The organism is Novosphingobium tardum, assembly GCF_042652045.1.
Lineage (GTDB): Bacteria > Pseudomonadota > Alphaproteobacteria > Sphingomonadales > Sphingomonadaceae > Novosphingobium > Novosphingobium tardum.
In genome coordinates, this window is the sequence record NZ_JBHSDR010000003.1 from 424381 (window position 1) to 441809 (window position 17429).

Annotated in this window: 17 protein-coding genes; 7 read left to right on the plus strand and 10 right to left on the minus strand. The window is 68.1% G+C overall.

Going from position 1 to position 17429, the window contains the following annotated elements:
- Nucleotides 1-75: 75 nt before the first annotated feature.
- The 4 genes from ACFO0A_RS02145 (at nucleotide 76) to ACFO0A_RS02160 (ending at nucleotide 2969) form a co-directional block, all read left to right on the plus strand.
- A complete protein-coding gene (locus tag ACFO0A_RS02145; RefSeq protein WP_379537334.1) occupies nucleotides 76-876 on the plus strand; it encodes a LytR/AlgR family response regulator transcription factor in 801 nt (266 codons plus the stop codon).
- A complete protein-coding gene (gene nadC / locus ACFO0A_RS02150; RefSeq protein ID WP_379537335.1) occupies nucleotides 873-1736 on the plus strand; it encodes a carboxylating nicotinate-nucleotide diphosphorylase in 864 nt (287 codons plus the stop codon). Before ACFO0A_RS02145 ends, nadC begins: the two co-directional genes overlap by 4 nt.
- A 70-nt stretch (nucleotides 1737-1806) precedes the next feature.
- The gene (locus tag ACFO0A_RS02155; protein WP_379537336.1) at nucleotides 1807-2250 is read left to right on the plus strand and encodes a hypothetical protein; all 444 of its coding nucleotides are present in this window, start codon (nucleotides 1807-1809) and stop codon (nucleotides 2248-2250) included.
- Between the two features lie 5 nt (nucleotides 2251-2255).
- Nucleotides 2256-2969 carry a ribonuclease T2 family protein gene (locus tag ACFO0A_RS02160; protein ID WP_379537337.1) on the plus strand — a complete coding sequence of 238 codons (714 nt, stop codon included), beginning with the start codon at nucleotides 2256-2258 and terminating at the stop codon, nucleotides 2967-2969.
- On the opposite strand, the gene ACFO0A_RS02165 is transcribed toward ACFO0A_RS02160, so the two are convergent.
- Nucleotides 2966-3397: a nucleoside deaminase gene (locus ACFO0A_RS02165; protein WP_379538140.1), complete on the minus strand. Its 432-nt coding sequence runs from the start codon at nucleotides 3395-3397 to the stop codon at nucleotides 2966-2968. The two genes, ACFO0A_RS02160 and ACFO0A_RS02165, sit on opposite strands and share 4 nt — an antisense overlap.
- A 141-nt stretch (nucleotides 3398-3538) precedes the next feature.
- Here ACFO0A_RS02165 and rpmB point away from each other — a divergent pair, with 141 nt between their 5' ends.
- Entirely contained in the window at nucleotides 3539-3832 is a 294-nt protein-coding gene (rpmB, locus tag ACFO0A_RS02170; RefSeq protein WP_379537338.1) for a 50S ribosomal protein L28, read from the plus strand.
- A gap of 112 nt (nucleotides 3833-3944) precedes the next feature.
- Here the strand turns inward: rpmB and ACFO0A_RS02175 are convergent, their stop codons facing one another.
- The 5 genes from ACFO0A_RS02175 to ACFO0A_RS02195 all read right to left on the minus strand — a co-directional run bounded on the left by ACFO0A_RS02175 (nucleotide 3945) and on the right by ACFO0A_RS02195 (nucleotide 12167).
- Complete coding sequence (locus tag ACFO0A_RS02175; protein WP_379537339.1) at nucleotides 3945-4190, minus strand: hypothetical protein; 246 nt, start codon at nucleotides 4188-4190, stop codon at nucleotides 3945-3947.
- 68 nt (nucleotides 4191-4258) lie between these two features.
- The gene (locus tag ACFO0A_RS02180; protein WP_379537340.1) at nucleotides 4259-5533 is read right to left on the minus strand and encodes a 2OG-Fe(II) oxygenase family protein; all 1275 of its coding nucleotides are present in this window, start codon (nucleotides 5531-5533) and stop codon (nucleotides 4259-4261) included.
- A gap of 193 nt (nucleotides 5534-5726) precedes the next feature.
- Nucleotides 5727-6869 (minus strand): aspartyl/asparaginyl beta-hydroxylase domain-containing protein, encoded by a 1143-nt coding sequence (locus ACFO0A_RS02185; RefSeq protein WP_379537341.1) that lies wholly within the window; start codon nucleotides 6867-6869, stop codon nucleotides 5727-5729.
- A complete protein-coding gene (locus ACFO0A_RS02190; RefSeq protein ID WP_379537342.1) occupies nucleotides 6866-8917 on the minus strand; it encodes a tetratricopeptide repeat-containing sulfotransferase family protein in 2052 nt (683 codons plus the stop codon). The genes ACFO0A_RS02185 and ACFO0A_RS02190 overlap by 4 nt, the downstream gene beginning before the upstream one ends.
- Before the next feature lie 103 nt (nucleotides 8918-9020).
- Nucleotides 9021-12167: a TonB-dependent receptor plug domain-containing protein gene (locus ACFO0A_RS02195; RefSeq protein ID WP_379537343.1), complete on the minus strand. Its 3147-nt coding sequence runs from the start codon at nucleotides 12165-12167 to the stop codon at nucleotides 9021-9023.
- A gap of 266 nt (nucleotides 12168-12433) precedes the next feature.
- On the opposite strand from ACFO0A_RS02195, the gene ACFO0A_RS02200 reads away from it, so the two are divergent.
- The gene (locus tag ACFO0A_RS02200; RefSeq protein ID WP_379537344.1) at nucleotides 12434-12976 is read left to right on the plus strand and encodes a hypothetical protein; all 543 of its coding nucleotides are present in this window, start codon (nucleotides 12434-12436) and stop codon (nucleotides 12974-12976) included.
- 9 nt (nucleotides 12977-12985) lie between these two features.
- Here ACFO0A_RS02200 and ACFO0A_RS02205 read toward each other — a convergent pair whose 3' ends face one another.
- Genes ACFO0A_RS02205 through xseA form a run of 3 tightly spaced genes read right to left on the minus strand, consistent with a single transcriptional unit; the run spans nucleotide 12986 to nucleotide 15567 of the window.
- The gene (locus ACFO0A_RS02205) at nucleotides 12986-13879 is read right to left on the minus strand and encodes a M23 family metallopeptidase (RefSeq protein ID WP_379537345.1); all 894 of its coding nucleotides are present in this window, start codon (nucleotides 13877-13879) and stop codon (nucleotides 12986-12988) included.
- Entirely contained in the window at nucleotides 13876-14079 is a 204-nt protein-coding gene (locus ACFO0A_RS02210) for a DUF2093 domain-containing protein (RefSeq protein ID WP_379537346.1), read from the minus strand. Before ACFO0A_RS02210 ends, ACFO0A_RS02205 begins: the two co-directional genes overlap by 4 nt.
- A gap of 27 nt (nucleotides 14080-14106) precedes the next feature.
- A complete protein-coding gene (gene xseA / locus ACFO0A_RS02215) occupies nucleotides 14107-15567 on the minus strand; it encodes an exodeoxyribonuclease VII large subunit (protein WP_379537347.1) in 1461 nt (486 codons plus the stop codon).
- Here xseA and purD point away from each other — a divergent pair.
- Nucleotides 15566-16849 (plus strand): phosphoribosylamine--glycine ligase, encoded by a 1284-nt coding sequence (gene purD, locus ACFO0A_RS02220; protein ID WP_379537348.1) that lies wholly within the window; start codon nucleotides 15566-15568, stop codon nucleotides 16847-16849. The two genes, xseA and purD, sit on opposite strands and share 2 nt — an antisense overlap.
- Here purD and ACFO0A_RS02225 read toward each other — a convergent pair.
- Nucleotides 16846-17397: a hypothetical protein gene (locus tag ACFO0A_RS02225; RefSeq protein ID WP_379537349.1), complete on the minus strand. Its 552-nt coding sequence runs from the start codon at nucleotides 17395-17397 to the stop codon at nucleotides 16846-16848. The two genes, purD and ACFO0A_RS02225, sit on opposite strands and share 4 nt — an antisense overlap.
- Nucleotides 17398-17429 lie beyond the last annotated feature (32 nt).

A 17429-nucleotide genomic window follows, 5' to 3' on the forward strand; every position in this document is an offset into this window, starting at 1 on the left:
GCCAGGGCGTGCGAGATAGCCGCCCAGCCGTGTTTACGCGTTCGGCGCACGCGAATCTTAGTGTAAAGGGAGCGAATGACCATCCGCACGATCCTCGTCGATGACGAGAAACTGGCGATCCAGGGACTCCAGCATCGGCTCGAGAAATATCCTGACGTCGAGATAATCGACACTTGCGCCAACGGCCGCGAGGCGATCCGCAAGATCAAGACCGGCAAGCCCGATCTCGTCTTCCTCGACATCCAGATGCCCGGTTTCGACGGGTTCTCGGTGGTGAAGGGGGTGATGGAGATCGAGCCCCCGCTGTTCGTCTTCGTGACCGCCTATTCCGAGCATGCGCTCAAGGCGTTCGAGGCCAACGCGGTCGACTACCTGCTCAAGCCGGTCGAGGACGATCGCCTTGCCGATGCCCTTGAACGCGCGCGCAAGCGGCTGGCCGAGAAGCGCGGGCTCGAGGAGGTCGAGAAGCTCAAGAACGTGCTCGCCGAGGTCGCCCCCGATGCGATCGACGCGATGCCCGAAGAGGATGAAACGGCCGCCGGCGGTCGCTTCGAGAAGCTGATCAACATCAAGGATCGCGGCCAGATCTTCCGCGTCGATGTCGATTCGATCGAACACATCGAGGCGGCGGGCGACTACATGTGCATCCGTACCGCCGACAATTCGCTGATCCTGCGCGAGACGATGAAGGACCTCGAGCGCAGGCTCGATCCCCGCGTGTTCCAGCGGGTCCACCGCTCGACCATCGTCAACCTCAACCAGGTTCGCCAGGTCAAGCCGCACACCAACGGCGAATGCTTCCTCGTCCTCGATTCGGGCGCGCAGGTGAAGGTCAGCCGCAGCTATCGCGACGTCGTGGCGAGATTCGTGCATTGAGCGGCTGGCGGGTCGAGGGGTTCGACCTCGACGCGTTCGTTTCCGCAACGCTCGCCGAGGATCTTGGCGAAGGCTGGCCCGGCGGCGGGCATGACGTCACCTCGGAAAGCGTGATCCCTGCCGACGCCCGCTTCTCGGGCGTGATGGACAGTCGCGACGCGATCACCGTGTGCGGGCTGCCGCTTGCCGCGGCCTTCTTCGCCAGGCTGGACCCGGCAATGCGGATCACCGCGATGGTGGAGGAAGGCGCGCGGGTGGGTCCCGGCACCGACCTGATGCGTCTCGAGGGCAATGCGCGCGCCATGCTCACAGCCGAACGCAGCGCGCTCAACACGGTTCAGCATCTCTCGGGCATCGCCACGATGACCCGGCAATATGTCGATGCGATGGGCGGAAACGCGGTGCTGCTCGATACCCGCAAGACCATACCGGGCCTGCGCCTGCTGGAAAAATACGCGACCCGCACGGGCGGCGCGCAGAACCACCGGATGGGGCTGTGGGATGCGGCGATGATCAAGGACAACCATGTCCTTGTCGCCGGGGACGTGGCCGAGGCAGTGCGTCGTGCGCGCGAAGCAGGCGTCGCCGAGATCATCTGCGAGGTGGATCGGATCGACCAGATCGGACCGGCACTACAGGCCGGGGCGACCCGCCTACTGCTCGACAACATGGGGCCGGACCTGCTGCGAGAAGCGGTCGCGCTCGTGGCTGGCCGCGTACCGACCGAGGCTTCGGGCGGGGTGCGGCTCGACACGATCGGGCCGATCGCCGCCAGCGGCGTGGACTACGTGTCGGTCGGTCGGCTTACGCAGAGCGCCCCGGCCGCCGACATCGGCCTGGATTTTACGCCGCTTTCCTGAGGGCGGCGCTTGCCACGCCATGCGGCGGCGCTAGCGTGTACGCATAGCCACTCATGGGAAGGGGAAAACCATGCGACCGCAATCGATCGTCCTGTTCGAAAAAGTCTATCTCGCCGCGATCGTGCTGGGCGTGATCAACACGGTGATGAGCTGGTCGCTCGTCACCCAGGCCGCCAGCGACCCGGCGCTTCAGAAGACCGGCGTGGCGTCGGGCCTGTTGGTCGGGGCGCTCATCATCGGCATCCTGATCCCGCTGCTGCTGTGGTATTTCATCGCCCGCCGCGCCAGCAACGTGGCCAAATGGATCTATGTGGTTCTCCTCGCGTTCGGCGTGCTCGGCTTCCTGCGCGGCCTGTCGGTGCCCAACGCACCGGGCGGTCTTACGCTGGTGATCGGCGCTCTTTCGCTGGCGCTTCAGGTCTGGGCCGGGGTCCTTCTGTTCAAGCCCGATGCCAAGGCGTGGCTGGAGAGCAAGGGCGCCGACGCGCCGGTGGATTCCACGACGATCGACTGAGAGGAATGAAGGTCCGCGGCTTCCTTGCGCTATGCGCGCTGGTGGCCGCGGCCTTGCCAGTCGCAGCGCTGGCGCAGGCATGGCAGTGTTCCGTACCGGCGCATTGGCCCCGGCCGGCCATCGAGCGGCCTGACGGCCCCGTCCGCCGCGTCCCGGTCACCGGCTACACGCTCGCCCTGTCTTGGTCGCCGGAGTTCTGCCGCAGCCATCGCGGCAGCGCTGCCCAACGGATGCAATGCGGCGGCGGCAACGGGCGTTTCGGGTTCGTCGTTCACGGATTGTGGCCCGAAGGGGCGGCAACTTTTCCGCAATGGTGCGCGAAAGTCGCCCAACCTGCGCCGCCCGTTGCCGCCGGCCAATTCTGCAGGACACCTAGCCCCGCGCTGATCTCCCACGCCTGGGCCAAGCACGGAAGCTGCGCCTTCCGCCGCCCGGAGGTCTATTTCCGCGTCAGCAACATCCTCGCCGATGCAATGCGCTATCCCGACATGGCGCGCCTCTCGCGCGATCGCGCGCTCAATGCGGGTGCACTCCGCCAGGCGCTCGCGCAGACCAATCCCGGGCGACCGCCGCAGAGCTTCGGCTTGCTCTTGTCACGAGGAGGGTGGCTGCGCGAGGTGCGGGTCTGCCTCGACCAGCGTTACCGGCCACGCCGCTGCCCCGCCCGGAACGCGGGTCCGCGGGATTCGGCACGGGTTTCGATCTGGCGGAGCTTCTAGGCCCGCCGCTCCGCGAAAAAGCCGCGCAGCATGGCCGCCGCTTCCGATTCGCCCAGTCCCGAATAGACCTCGGGCCGGTGCAGGCACTGGTCCTGCGCAAAGACCCGGCTGCCGTGCTCCACCGCCCCGCCCTTGGGATCGGGCGCTGCATAATAGAGCCGAGCGATTCGGGCATGGACGATCGCGCCGGCGCACATCGCGCAAGGTTCGAGCGACACCCACAGTTCGCACCCGCTCAGCCGCTCGTCGCCCAAGGCCGCGGCGGCGGCGCGAATCGCCAGGATTTCGGCGTGCGCCGTCGGATCGTGGAGCGCGCGCGGGGCGTTGTGCGCGGCGGCGATGATGGCCCCGTCCTTGACCACCACGGCACCGATGGGCACTTCGCCCGCGGCGGCGCCTTTGGCGGCCTCGTCCAGCGCGGCGCGCATGGGCAAGGGTAGCGGCCAGGCCGGGGAAGGTTCGTCGCGCGACATCGCGTGATCGCTATCCCGGCCGACCTTGACCACCAAGCGATGAATCGCTAAGCGCCGCCCTTTCCCGCAATCAGCGAAGAATTGAGAGTTAAAGCCATGTCGCGCATCTGCGAACTGACCGGCAAGGGTCGTCTGGTCGGCAACAACGTGAGCCACGCCAACAACAAGACCAAGCGTGTCTTCCTGCCGAACCTGCAGAACGTCACCCTGCTCAGCGAAAAGCTCGACCGTGCGGTCAAGCTGCGCGTGTCGGCCGCGGGGCTGCGCTCGGTCGAGCACGTCGGCGGGCTCGACAACTGGTTGCTCAAGACTTCGGACGAAAAGCTCAGCGCCCGTGCGCTCAAGCTGAAGCGCGAGCTGGCCAAGCAGGGCGTCGCTCAAGCCGCCTGATTTCCAGGCCGGGGGCTTTCAACCCGCCCCGCCTTACCTAATCCAAAAAGAATCAGGCGGCAGCCGCACTCGCGGCGCCGCCCTTTTCGCGTCCGTAATCCCCGGGCGGCTCTTACTGCCCGGACATCGTGCGCTGGGTCTGTGAACGCTCGATCAGCATGCGGTTGTCGCGACGTTGCTCGGCCCACTCGCTCTTGCGCTTGCACACCTTCTTCTTCTTGAGCAGCGAACCCGGCTCGAGCTGACGCTCGCAGATCAGCGGATCAGCCTCCTTTGGCGCCGGTTGAACGGCGGGTGCTGGCGGCTCGGCTGCGACGCCGGCGGCTAGCAGCATGGCAAGGGACGTAGCGATCAACATCTTACGGAACCTGTTCTGAAATAAGGAATGGTGGCTGTCCGCAAGAGTGACCAAGCCCGGTGTGCAGGTCAAGTGCGCGCGATATCGAACGCGACCGTCATGCGTTCGCCGCGCGAAAACGGGCGCGTCGCGTGCCACATCCACGATGGAAACATCACCAGCCGCCCGACGCGCGGCTCGACTACCCGGCGCGGGGCGAGGTCGAGACCGAAATCGGCCGGTGCTCCCCCCAGTTCGAGCATGCCGCCCTCGCCCTGAGGAACCGACACGTAGAAGGCCGAGCTAAGCCAGCCTTGCGGATGGTGGTGCGCGGCGTGGAAACCCGCATCGCGCAGCCGCACCGACCAGCTTCCCGCGAAACGGATTGGCCGGTCGCGGCGGCGTGCCAGCGTGGGGTGGCGGGGATCCGGAGGCGGCAGCCCGGTAATGTGCGCGGCCACAGCAGCGCGGATGCGTTCGCGCAGGCCCACGATCTCGGGGTCCACCCGCGCGAACAGTGCGCCGTCGGTCTGGCTTCCGCCACGCACTGACTGGTCCAGGAAACGGCCCGAGCGGTCGTGTAGCGCGCCCAGCACGCCCGCCAAAGCTTCCCTCGCGGCCTCGTCGAACTCCAGGTCGGTGACCGATATCAGCCCGGGCTGCTCGTCCAGCCATGTCGCCCGGGGATCCCCGCCGATCCGCCAAGCAAGAGCGGCATATGGCCAAAGGTCGTCGGCGCCGTACGGACCCAGGTGCGGCTCAAGCTCAGCGGCCGCCCGGGCGTGACTTCCCGTTCGCAGGAAATGGCGCGAACGGCGCACCAGGATAGCTCGCTCGGCCGATGGGCCGATCCGGTTGAACAGCGCCCGCGCCTCCGCGAAATCGCGAAGTTCGTCGCTGCCAGCGGCCTCGCCCAGCAGCAAGGCGATGTCATCGTCCGCGACCCGCCGTCCGCGCTGCGCGGCATCGCGGGCATCGGCGAACCGTTCGGCGTCGAGAAGAAGCTGGACGGCCGTCTGGTGCAACTCCACCACCGTCGGATGCGCTGCGATCGCACGTTCGAGGGTCGCAAGCATATCGCCGTGCCGGCCGACGAGCGAGGCGAGCTGCGCATACTGGCGATGCCCCTCGATCCAGCCGGGACTGGCCGCAAGGGTCGCGCCGAGTTCCGTCAAGGCTTGGGGCCCCTGTCCGGCGGCGAGCCGCGCCGCGGCCAGCCCCAGGCGCATGTCCCCGCGCCCGGGCGCCAGCTTCACCGCCGTCTCGAACTCCCTGACGGCGGGTAGACCGGCCTCGAGCAGGATCTGCGCCAATGCATAGGCAAGCCCGGCATCGCCCGGTGAGGCCGCGGCGGCCTGCCGCACAAGCGGCAGCGCGTCCTCGCGCCGGTCGAGCGCGCGAAGCAGGAGGGCGAGCCAGTGGGCTATGCCTAGGTCGCCAGGATTTGCGCGGTGGAAGGCAGCAAGCGCGGGGACTGCCGCTTCCTCGGCGTGATTGTCGAGCGCGGCTTCGGCGGCCGCGATCAGCGCCTCGCGCGTGGGCTGAGGCCCGCCGTGCCTAGAGGCCGCCAGCGGGTGCTCCCATCCCCGCGACCACTGCGGCCGCTCCGCGCTGCTCGATTTCCGTCAGGCCAGGATGCCAGACGTCGAAGATCAGTACGACCCGCAGGCGCGCACTGGGATTGGCCGCTTCGTGCTCGATCGTATCGTCGAAAACGAAAACCTCGCCCTCGCGCCAGTCGCGGGTCTCGGCGCCGACGCGGAACCAGCAACCCTCGGGAATGTCCAAGGCAAGGTGGCAGACCAGTCGGGCATTGTTGACCCCGACGTGCGGCGGGATGGTGGTGTGCGGCGCCAGCAGCGAGAACATCGCGTTGGGCGAAGCGCCGGGAATGTCGGGCTGGGGCAGGCGGGCCAGCAGCGCCATTGTGCGCGGGCACTGGTTGGCGTTGGCGTCCACCCGGCGCCCCTGCTGCCACAGGTGCACCGCGGTCCAGTCGCGATGCCGGTTCAGCGGCTTCCACTGCGCCAGCGCCTCGTGCGCCTCGTAATCAAGATAGGGGACGAGTTCGGCGCGTTCGGAGGCAATCACCGCGCGCATTTCATCCCGTATCTCCGCGCTCGCCGCTTCGACCTCGGCAAGCCAGGGAAATGCACTGCGGGGATGAAACTCCCGCTCGACGAGCCCGGGAAAGTGAAAGTGGGTGGGTTCGGAATGATAGGGCCGGGTCTTGCGCAAGGCATTGCTCGCGAACCGCGCAATGCGGGCGCCCTCCTCTTGGCTCGCCTCGGTCAGCACGCTCTCGATCCGGCCGCCGAGCGCGGCCTCACGTGCGCCGAGCCACGCGGTGTGGACCTCTTCGCCGTGAGCGACGGCCGTGGCCAGCGGCGGCGGCAGTTCTCCCGGCACGCGCTGGGCCAGGGCTTCGCCCCAAGCCTCGCCCGCATTCGCATCGCCCAACCGTTCGAGCAGTCCGGCGCGCATGATCAGCGCGACGAAATCGAGCGGCGAGACCGCCAACGCCTGATGGACCGCGTCCAGCGCCCGTTGCGGTTGGCGGAGCGCGCGCCGTAGCCCCGCAAGCTTGAGCCAGGCATCTGTCGGTGAACCGGGGCCAAGGGTCGCCTCGAGGACGGCCGCCGCGCCGGCGAGGTCGCCGGCCGCGACCAGGCGGTCCGGGTCGGCGACCGCGCCGGTCATGCCGTGGCGGACTCGCCCACTGGCCAGTCGGGAATGCGATCGTCTTCCAGCGAATAGCCGAACCGCTCGACCCACGGGGCAAGGATCGGGAAAACCCGCTCCAGTTCGCGCTCGTAGTTGCGCCAGCGTCCGCGCGCCCGCTGGTACACGGGTTCCGTCACCTGGGCGTAGCTGGCGGTAGCGACCGCGCCGCGCGCGCGGGCCGCCTCGCGGTGATCGAACTCGCTCTCGGGCCAGGCGAGGTCGAGCCAGTCGAACACCGGGCGAAGCTCGCGCTCGGTATCCTGAACAAGGCGCTCATAGACCACCGTGCGCACCGGAAGGTCGAACGCCTCGCAGGCCTTGAGCCAATGACCGAAAGTCAGGTCATAGAGGCGCGCCGCATCGTCGAGGTCGAGGAAGTTGGCCATCGCCGCGTTGGGGCGGAAGTTGGTGAGGAAGCAGCTCAGGATCACGTCGCAGGGATGGCGCAGCGCCAGCACGAAGCGCGCCTCGGGAAATACCCGGCGGATCGTCGCGACCTTGTTAAGGTGAAGCGGGTGCTTGTCGACAATCCGGGTCTCGGGGCGAAGCTGGAGGAAGTCGCCGGCACGCTCGAAATAGCGGGACCGCGCGGCGTCGATCTGATCGCGCGCAAGAGTGGGGAAGGCATCGACCCCGCCTAGATCGCGCTCGACCTCGGCGATCAGCGGTTCCTCCTCGAGCACGCCGACGACCGGGTCGGTCATCAGCATCGTGTCGAGCAGCGTCGTTCCCGAACGCGGAAAGCCGAGCACGAAGACCGGCGCGGTCCTGCCGTCTGCCGGGGTGTAGTCCCTCCAGCTGTCGGCCCACGAACGCGACAGCAAGTCGCGCGCATGCTCCACGCTCCGGCGGTACTGGGCGGCGCGCTCGAGCGGACGGACAGGGTCTTCGCGCCAATGGGTGTTCATCGCCTCGAACTCGGCAAACGCCTCTTCGTGGCGGCCGAGCCGGTCGAGCATCGTTCCGCGCAGATGGTGCTTGCGCCCCGGCACCACGACGTCGCCGGACTGCTCTAGCGCGGCGAAGGCCTCGTCGACGCGCCCGGCGCGCTTGTGGCGCAGCGCGTCGATATAGGCGATCGTCTGGTCGTCGGTGCCGTTCGCGCCCGCACGTTCGCGCAGCGGCTCAAGCTCCGCCTCGCGGTTCACACGCTCATAGACGCTCGCGAGGCCGACATAGGACGGACCGAGCCCAGGCTCGATCGCGAGCGCTGCTTCGAATTCACGCTCGGCCACATCGTACATGTTGCGGCGCGCTGCGTCCTGCCCGTGGTCCGAGCGGATTCCGGCGTCGGCAGGAGCGCGGCGCGCGGCCTCGGCGATCGCCTCGTAGGCTTCGTCCTCGCGGCCCGAGGCACGAAGCAGCGCAAACAACGTGACGAGCGCCTGCGGATCGTCCGGAAAGTCCGCGGCAAGATCGCGAAGGACCTTTTCGCATTCCTCGCCCTCGCCCGCCTCGGCCAGCGCGTTGCCGAAGTTGAGGCGGATAGGGGGCGAATCGGGCGCGAGCTGGGCGGCGCGGCGCAGGGCTTCGACCGCCTCGGCATGACGGCCGAGCGGACCCAGCGCATTGCCCAGGTTGTTCCAGGCGCCCCAGTCATGCGGATCGCGTTCGACGACGAGGCGGTGCAGTGGCTCCGCCCGCGCGAAGTCGCCTGCTTCCTGAGCGAGGTGGGCGCCGATCCGGGCAATGCGGGAGGTGCGGTCGGCCCTCGCCGCGGCAGGTTCGACCAGCGCCAGCGCTTCGGCACTGCGGTCCGTGCGGTAGAGCGCCTCGATCAGGTTGGCGCGGATTGTGACGTCGTCCGGCCGGGCGAGATGGGCGGTTTGCAGATAGGCGGCAGCACGCTCGAACTGCCCGCGATGGGATTCGATCGCCCCTGCCAGCGCGGCGAGCGCGGGATCGCGGTTGTCGGCCGTCACCCTGGCCGCCATGAGCGCGGCCTCGTCTAGCCGGCCGGCGCGGGCCAGTCCGGCAAGCGTCTGCATCGTTTCGGCGGTTGCGGGCGAAATCGTTGCCGACATTGGTGATGGGCGTCCCTGCCCCTGGGCGGAGGGGCCATGCAGATAAAACAAAGGCGGCGGCCCCGCGAGGGACCGCCGCCAGGTTAGTTGGATATCCGCCGGATTAGAAGTCCAGCGTGATGCCCGTGTACACGTAGCGACCCAGCGAGTCGTACATACCCGGGTAGGTGTTGCCGTTGCAGACCACGCTGGCGCAACCGCTCGCCGAACCGGCCGAGTTGCCCGAAGACACCAGCGGCGGATCCTTGTCGAACAGGTTGTTCGCGCCCAGGCGCCACGAGAAGTGGTCGCCGATGTTCGCGGTCAGCGCGAGGTCGAAGTAGTTCACCGGCCTCAGGTGCGAAGCGAAGGCGTAGTACTTGCCGTTGAGCGACGGGCTCGAGTTCTTGTACTCGATATCGGTCGAACCGATGTGACGCCACTGCAGCGACGCACCGAGGCCGTTGGGGGCGGTGAAGCCCACGCGAGCCTTGTGGCGCCACTTGGGCAGCGGAACACCGCAGGTCGGGCCGAAGAAGCCACGGCAATCGTACGGATCGGTCAGGCCGTTGTCGGTGACGAACTTGTCGAGGAGCGTGCCGACGAAGCTGAACGACAGGCGGCCGAGCGAACCGATCTCGGTGCCGTAGTTGCCGTTGAACTCGAAGCCACGGGTCTTGACGCTACCGATGTTGGTCGCGAGATCCTGGACGTAGCCGTCCGAGGTCAGCCACAGCGAGCCGGCCGCGTTGCGATGGACGAGACCGCAAGCGAACAGGTTCGTGTCGTTGACGCAGGCGTTGAGGATCGCGTCGGCACCGAACGACTGGATCGCTCCCTTGACCTTGATGTCAAAGAAGTCGGCGCTCAGCGTCAGGCTGGGAACCCAGCGCGGCGCAAGAACGACACCCAGGGTCTTGGTGGTCGACACTTCCGGACGCAGCGTCGGCGTACCGCCGATCAGGCCGTTGTACTGACCGGCCGGGTTGCCGGCGACGGTCTGGCCGACCCGCAGGCCCTGCGCCAGACAGCCCGTGTCGGCTGCCGTGATCGGAGCGCCCGAGCACGGATCCGTCGAACCGTCGAGCGCGACGATCTGCGGCGCGAACAGTTCCTGGATGTTCGGCACGCGAACCGCACGGTTGTAGCCGGCACGGAAGCGCAGGTCACGAACCGGGGCGAAGTCCACACCGAGCTTGTAGGTGTCGGTGTTGTACTTCTGGCCGTTCGAGATCGAGTAGTGCGAGTAGCGGTAACCGCCGTTCAGCGACAGGCTGTAGATGAAGCTGTCCTGGACGATCGGCACTTCGATTTCGCCGAAGGCCTCGACCACGTCATACGAACCCGCGACGTCCTTGGTCGGCGCGCCCTGACCGCTGAGATCGCCGGTCTGGAACGCGTTGTCCGCGAACAGTTCCAGCTTCTCCTTGCGGTACTCGGTGCCGAGCGCGACGCTGACGCCGTCGCTCGCCCACGGGAACTTCAGGCCGTAGTCGCCCAGCGAACCGTTGATGGTCGCGCTGGCAACCTGCTCCGAGGTCTGGCCGCGGAGGAAGCCGCTGCCCTGGACATAAGCCAGCGCACCGGCCGACGGCTTGCCGCCGAGCAGGTCGTAGGGAACGCAGTTGGCATCGCCGCTCAGCGCCGAGCGGCAGACGACCTTCTGGCCGGCCGAGTTGAGGACGAAGTTGTTCCCGGTATAGGTTGTCGGCGCGAGGACCGCGTCGAGTGCGCTGGTAAGGCGCGAAACCGAGAATTCGTTCTGGTAGCGCTGCGAGTACTCGGTTTTGCCGTACTGGTAGTACGCGTCATACGACCACGACGAGCCGAGTTCGCCGCGCGAACCCAGAACCGCGCGATACGACGTGTGCTGCAGGTCGTTGATACGCGGCCCACCTTCGACGTTGCGGCGCAGCGGCTGCAGGAACGCGATGTTGTACGGATTGCCCGTGGTCGGATCGCTGAACACCAGCGCCGGGTTGGTCGGGCTGGCGCCGTTCGGGTTGTAGCCCGCGTTCGCTGCGACCGGGAAGTTGCCCAGGTAGGTGTTGATCAGGTTCGCGGGAACGCAGATCTGCGCGCGCTGGCTGGCCGACATCAGCGGGTTGTCGCAGTTGATGGTCAGCGTGTTGCCGAAATCGCCCGACGGCGCGATCTGCGCCAGCGTGCGATCGTCCATGAACATGAATTCCATGTACGGATGGATCGCGGGCGAGATCTCGTAGTCGGCGAAGGCGCCGGCGGTGTAACGCTCGTCAGGACGCTGGAAGTAGTTCAGCGGCGCGAAGTTGTAGCGGTTGAGCGTGCCGCGGGTCAGCGTGCCTGCACCCAGCGCACCGACGGTCGACGAGGTCGTGTCGGACTGGAAGTAGAACACGGTGCCGGTGTCGGACGTGGCCGAACCGCCGCACTGCAGGCCGGTCACCGCACCCGTCGCCGAGGCGGAGCCGGTGTTCTGGATGGTGCACGAGCTGAAGTCGCGACGCGCCTGAAGCAGCGGGTTGGCCTTGCGGTAGCCGACATAGGCCGTGAAGTGGCCGGCGTTGTCGGCGAAGTTCGCACCGAACGAGGCGGTCACGTCGTACTGCGCGCCATCGGCGTTGTGGCCGGTGGGGAAGCCGTAGTTCTTGAATCCGGCCTTCTGGCGGGCGAGCAAGAGCGGCGGCGTGGTCTTGTCGTGGTTGCTGTGGGTGTAAAGGCCGTAGTTGGCGTCGATCCGGAAACCGGTGAAATCGGTGTCCATGATGAAGTTGACGACGCCCGCGACCGCGTCGGCGCCGTAGGTCGCCGAAGCGCCGCCGGTCAGCACGTCCACGCGCTTCACCAGCGAGGCGGGGATGAAGTTAAGGTCGGCGGCCGAGGTCGTGGAGTTCGGATCGCCGGTCATGAGACGGCGGCCGTTGATCAGGACCAGGGTGCGCGACGGCCCGAGGCCGCGAAGGTCGACGGTGGCGGTGCCGCTCGCGCCGTTGGCGAGCTGCGACGACTGGCCCGCGGTAACCTGCGGCAGCGAGTTGAGGAGATCCTCGGTGCGGGTCGTGCCCGTCAGCTTGATGTCATCGCTGGTGACCGTGGTCACGGGCGCGATCGACGTCTGGTTCGGCGACAGAATGCGCGAACCGGTAACGACGATGGGCTCCGCGGTCGGCGCGGCTGCGGTTGTGTCATCGGCCGGGGTCGTGGCGTCCTGAGCGAACGCCGGCGCGCCGGCAAGAGCGATGCCCAGCGCGATGGGCGCTGCGCTGGCCTTGAGCGTGACGAATTTTTTCACAAAGATGGTCCCTTGTTCTGGCGACCCGAGCCGCCGTGGTCTCGCCGGTCAATCGACGCCTTGAAGGGCGAGGATTGCCAGGAATGCGGGGTCGATGCCGAAACGGTCCGGGGGTGTAAAGCGCAGCCGCCGAATTGCGGCAGATTTGCGCGCGTACTGTACCTCAATTGCAACAATGGACACAGCGACGGCGACGACCGTCCAGCCGCCCTTGTCGCGAGCGCCGCGATACTGTTAGCAACCGGTCGCGAGGGATGGGAACGGATATGCGCAAAGCTGCAATCGCGATGATGGCACTGGCAACGCTCGCCGGGGCAGGCACGGCCCTGGCCAAGGACAAGGCCGCGAAGGACAAGGCGCCGCCCGAAGTCGTCCGCCAGCTCGTCGAATGCCGGCAGATCGCGGACAATGCCGCGCGGCTGGCGTGCTTCGATCGCCAGGTGGCGGTCTTCGCCGAGGCGACGCAAAGCCACGAGATCGTCGTCGCCGACCGCAAGGACATTCAGGAGGCAAAGCGCGGCCTGTTCGGCTTCGCCGCCCCCGTCGGGCGCCTTCTGGGCTTCGGCGGCGGGGACGACGAAGCGACCGAAATCAAGCGGATCGACACCAAGGTGGCGACCGTGCGGTCGATTCCCAACGGCTGGCGCCTGTCGTTCGACGAAGGCGGCGTGTGGGAACAGGTCGACCTCAAGAACTTCGTGATGTCGCCCAAGATCGGCCAGAAGGCTGCCATCACCAAGGGCGCCTTCGGCAGCTACTTCGTATCGGTGAACGGCCAGCCCGGAATCAAGATGCGCCGGGTGGAATAGCCGGGACGGTCAGTTTCGGGGCGGCACGAACAGCAGCGGATCCAGCCGCGCGTCGTTCCACTTGATCGACCAGTGCAGGTGCGGCCCCGAAGCGCGGCCGGTCATTCCGATGCGGCCGATGGGCTGTCCCTGCCGCACGGTGTCGCCTTCATGCACCAGTAGTTGCGAGCTGTGCAGGAACGCGCTGTTGAGGCCGTGACCGTGATCGATGATCAGCAGGTTGCCCTCCAGCGTAAAGGGGCTGGACGCTGCCAGCACCACCACGCCGTCGGCGGGCGCAACATACGTCGTCCCCGCGCCGCCCGCGATGTCGAGCCCCGAGTGATAGGCGCCAGGTTCGCCCCGATAGATCCGCTGCGCGCCGAACTTGCCCGAAATGCGCCCCTGCGCCGGCCAGATGAAGCCCTGGCGCCATCCTCGCGCGGGAGCATCGGCCGATCGCGCTTGCGCGATCTGGGCCAGCTCGCCCGCGCGGCGCTGGCGGAACTCCTCGGTCGTCATCGCGGGCGGGCGCATCGGTACATTCAACCGTTCGATGTCCCAGGCCCGCGGCGCGATCCTGAGCGTCTGGACGTGGGTCGTGCCGTCCGCGAGCCGGGCTGCGAGCCGCGCCTCGGGCGGCGCATCGCGATCGAAGGCGACGATGAACCCGCCGTCTTCGGCCAGTTCGACCGGCTTGCCGTCGAGGGTGAGGGTCGTCGTACCCCGCGGAGCGGTCCCGCGCAGAAATCCGCCCTGGGTCGCTGGCCCGTCGAACACGAACCGGGCAGGCGCGGTCTGCGGCGCTGCCGGCCGAACCACCGCGGCGGGCGGCGCATCGAGCGCAGGTGCGGGGGCAGGCGTGGCGGCACACCCGCTGGCCAGGACCACCACCGCCAGGGCGGCGTGGCGCGGCGCGGTCACTTTTCTTCCAGTGCCCGGCGGGTCGCCAGTTCGGCGCTGGCGTAGGCTTCCTGGCGGGTCACGCTCCAGTAGCGCAGGAGGTCGAGCGAGATTCGCTCGGCGCTGACCGCGCAGATCACATGGTCGCCCGGGGCGAGCACGCGGAACCCGTTGGGCATGTAGTGGAGCCGCGCGAGGCGGTCTCGGGAGGACATCAGCATGGTTCCCAGCCTAGCAAGCGTTGGCCGTTAGAACAAACGCCCTTGCTCGCTCTTCGTCGGCGCAGGGCGAGCAGGCGTCGACCGGGCAGGGCGCGGTGCGCCGGCGGTGACGGGCTGGACGGCGAGCGCGCCGTCGCGGAACTTCAGGGTAAGCGCCGCCTCGCGCGCGCCCGCAGCCGCGCTGGTGACGGTCTGCCCCGCCGGATCGAGCACCCGAGCAAAACCACGCTCGAGCGGCTTGTCGGGGTCGAGCTGCGACATCACGCGCGCAAGTCCGGCCAACCGATCGCGCGCTCGCGCCTGGGCCGTGCCGAGCAGCGCGGCGCGCAGACCCGCGGCCGCGACGCGTTCACGCCCTCGCGCCACTCTTGCCGCCAGCAAGGCGGGCCGCAGAGCGCCGGCATCGCGTGACAGCGCGGCCTGGGCGACGCCGGTGCGGTGCAGCAGCCCCCGGCGCAGGCGCTCCGCCGCGTCGTCGAGGCGCTGCGTCCGGCTGGCGAGGATCGCCTGGGGCAAGGGGAGCCGATCGGCCCGCGAGGCGAGGCGTTCGCCCGCCAGCGCCAGGGCGCGCATTTGGCCGCGCCGCTTGCGCAGCAGAAGCTCGGCGATCTGGTTGATCAGTTCGGCACGAACCGGCACCGCCAGTTCCGCGGCGGCGGTCGGCGTCGGCGCGCGCAGGTCGGCGGCGAAATCGGCCAGCGTGGTATCGGTTTCATGTCCGACCGCGCTGATCACGGGGATCACCGAATCGGCGATTGCGCGCACCACCTCCTCCTCGTTGAACGCCCACAGGTCCTCGATCGAGCCGCCCCCGCGCGCCACGATGACCAGATCGGGACGCGGTACGAACCCGCCTTCGGCAAGGTCTGAAAAGCCGCGCACCGCAGCCGCGACCTGGCGTCCTGCATCCTGACCCTGGACCAGCACCGGCCACACGATCACCCGCACGGGGAAACGGTCGCCCAGTCGGTGAAGGATGTCGCGGATGACCGCGCCGGTGGGCGAGGTAACCACGCCGATCGTGCGCGGCATGAACGGGAGCGGTCGCTTGCGCGCGGCATCGAACAGGCCCTCGGCCTCAAGCCGTGCCTTGGTGCGCGCCAGCAGCGCGAGCAACGCCCCCTCGCCCGCGATCTCCATCCGCTCGATCACGATCTGGTAGGACGAGCGCCCCGGGTAGGTGGTGAGCTTGCCGGTGGCGATCACCTCGATCCCGTCCTCCGGCTGGAACGACAGTCGCTGCGCCGTTCCGCGCCACATCACCCCGTCGATCCGCGCACCCTCGTCCTTAAGGCTGCAGTACAAGTGGCCCGAAGCGGCGCGTTTCACCCCCGACAGTTCGCCGCGCAGCCGCACGAAGCCGAACCGGTCCTCGACGGTGCGCTTGAGCAGAGCGGAAATCTCGGTGATGCTGAGCGGCGCGGCGTTGTCGCCCGCCCCGTGCTTCGCTAACAGCCCGGCATCCGGTTCGTTGTAAGGAACTTCCATGAATATCCTGCTGCTGGGCGGGGGCGGGCGCGAACATGGGCTGGCCTGGAAGCTGGCGCAATCTCCGCGCCTCGAAAATCTGTACGCTACGCCGGGCAATCCGGGGATCGCCCGGCATGCTTCGCTGCTGGCGGTCGACATCACCGACCATGCCGCGGTCATCGCGCTGTGCGAGGCGAAGCGGATCACGCTCGTGGTGGTCGGACCCGAAGCGCCGCTGGTCGACGGGCTGGCGGATTCGCTGCGCGGCGCCGGATTCGCGGTGTTCGGGCCGAGCCGGCTTGCCGCCCAACTCGAGGGATCGAAGGGCTTCACCAAGGACCTTTGCTCCCGCGCCGACATTCCCACCGCCGCCTATGTGCGCGCCAGCAGTGAGGCCGAAGCGCTGGCCGCGCTGGACAGCTTCACCACGCCGGTCGTGATCAAGGCCGATGGACTTGCCGCCGGCAAGGGCGTGGTCATCGCCGAAACGGCCGAGGAAGCCTGCGCCGCGGTCGCCGACATGTTCCAGGGCGCGTTCGGCCGCGCGGGCGCCGAGGTGGTGATCGAGGAATTTCTCGAAGGCGAGGAAGCCAGCTTTTTCGCGCTGACCGACGGCGCCACGATCGTGCCCTTCGGGTCGGCACAGGATCACAAGCGCGTCGGCGAGGGAGACACCGGGCCGAACACCGGCGGAATGGGCGCCTACAGCCCCGCGCGCGTGCTGACCCCGCTGCTCGAAGGAGAGACCATCGAACGGATCATCGCCCCGACCGTCAGGGAGCTGGCCGAAGCCGGAATGCCCTATCAGGGCGTCCTGTTCGCGGGGCTGATGCTGACCCGCAACGGGGTTCGCCTGATCGAATACAACGCCCGGTTCGGCGATCCCGAATGCCAGGTCCTCATGATGCGGCTGGAGAGCGACCTTGCCGAACTGCTCCTCGCCTGCGCGGAAAGCCGGCTCGGCGCGCTGCCTGCGCCGGTCTTTTCCGACGAAACCGCGCTGACCGTGGTCATGGCCGCCCAGGGCTACCCCGGTGCGCCCGAAACGGGCGCACGGATCGATGGCGTTCCTGCCGCCGAGGCGACGGGCGCGACCGTTTTCCATGCCGGGACCGCGCTGGGCGGCGACGGAGTACTGACCGCAAGCGGCGGGCGGGTGTTGAGCGTCACGGCAACCGGAGCCGACGTCAGCGAAGCGCAGACCCGCGCCTATGCCGCCGTCGATGCGATCGATGCCCCGGGCCTGTTCTGCCGCCGCGACATTGGCTGGCGCGAAGTCGCACGCGAGGAAGCAGCCTAGAGGGCGGTCTGCGCCCGGGTTGTCGACACGCGGACGTGCGTGGCGCCGCATTTCTGCGCCACGTTGAGCAGTTCGAACAAGGATTTGGCGTCGGCGGAGCCGAGGTCGGCCGTGATCCACCGCTCGTCGACGCAGGCCGAATGGATGTAGCCTTCGGCTCCCGCGCTTCGCGCTGGCTGGGGCTGGGCGGCGGGAAACCAGCGGTTGAACCAGGCCGAAATCAGCGGCCCCGTAAATTCCCCATCATGGTCGAGCCGAAGATCGTCCCACCACAGGTCCTCGAACTCCACCGTCACGTTCGGCGTGCGAAAGGTGAATTCGGGCAGCTTGCCATCCCGCGCTCGCGGGACGAAATCCGTCATCCGTTCCGGCGGGCCAGGAACGTAGATATCGGGGACGTAGGCCCTCGCGAACAGCGTGCTTTGCGGCATGGCGAGGCGACAGTCGCGCGCGGCGACGGAATTTGCCCGCTGCTCCTGCGCGACGAAGGCGCCGAGTTGCTCGACGTAATCGTCGCGGACGGAACGGATGGCCTCGGCAACGTTCATGGCGGCTGGATAACCGCCTGTTCGTTGCCGAA

Bases quoted from the DNA above. Each gene is read 5' to 3' on its own strand.
- rpmB (WP_379537338.1), top strand. From the start codon at position 3,539: ATGTCGCGCATCTGCGAACTGACCGGCAAGGGTCGTCTGGTCGGCAAC.
- ACFO0A_RS02190 (WP_379537342.1), bottom strand. From the start codon at position 8,917: ATGTCGGCAACGATTTCGCCCGCAACCGCCGAAACGATGCAGACGCTT.
- purD (WP_379537348.1), top strand. From the start codon at position 15,566: ATGAATATCCTGCTGCTGGGCGGGGGCGGGCGCGAACATGGGCTGGCC.
- ACFO0A_RS02175 (WP_379537339.1), bottom strand. From the start codon at position 4,190: ATGTTGATCGCTACGTCCCTTGCCATGCTGCTAGCCGCCGGCGTCGCA.
- ACFO0A_RS02225 (WP_379537349.1), bottom strand. From the start codon at position 17,397: ATGAACGTTGCCGAGGCCATCCGTTCCGTCCGCGACGATTACGTCGAG.
- ACFO0A_RS02185 (WP_379537341.1), bottom strand. From the start codon at position 6,869: ATGACCGGCGCGGTCGCCGACCCGGACCGCCTGGTCGCGGCCGGCGAC.
- ACFO0A_RS02165 (WP_379538140.1), bottom strand. From the start codon at position 3,397: ATGCGCGCCGCGCTGGACGAGGCCGCCAAAGGCGCCGCCGCGGGCGAA.
- ACFO0A_RS02200 (WP_379537344.1), top strand. From the start codon at position 12,434: ATGCGCAAAGCTGCAATCGCGATGATGGCACTGGCAACGCTCGCCGGG.
- ACFO0A_RS02160 (WP_379537337.1), top strand. From the start codon at position 2,256: ATGAAGGTCCGCGGCTTCCTTGCGCTATGCGCGCTGGTGGCCGCGGCC.
- ACFO0A_RS02145 (WP_379537334.1), top strand. From the start codon at position 76: ATGACCATCCGCACGATCCTCGTCGATGACGAGAAACTGGCGATCCAG.
- ACFO0A_RS02155 (WP_379537336.1), top strand. From the start codon at position 1,807: ATGCGACCGCAATCGATCGTCCTGTTCGAAAAAGTCTATCTCGCCGCG.
- ACFO0A_RS02210 (WP_379537346.1), bottom strand. From the start codon at position 14,079: ATGCTGATGTCCTCCCGAGACCGCCTCGCGCGGCTCCACTACATGCCC.
- xseA (WP_379537347.1), bottom strand. From the start codon at position 15,567: ATGGAAGTTCCTTACAACGAACCGGATGCCGGGCTGTTAGCGAAGCAC.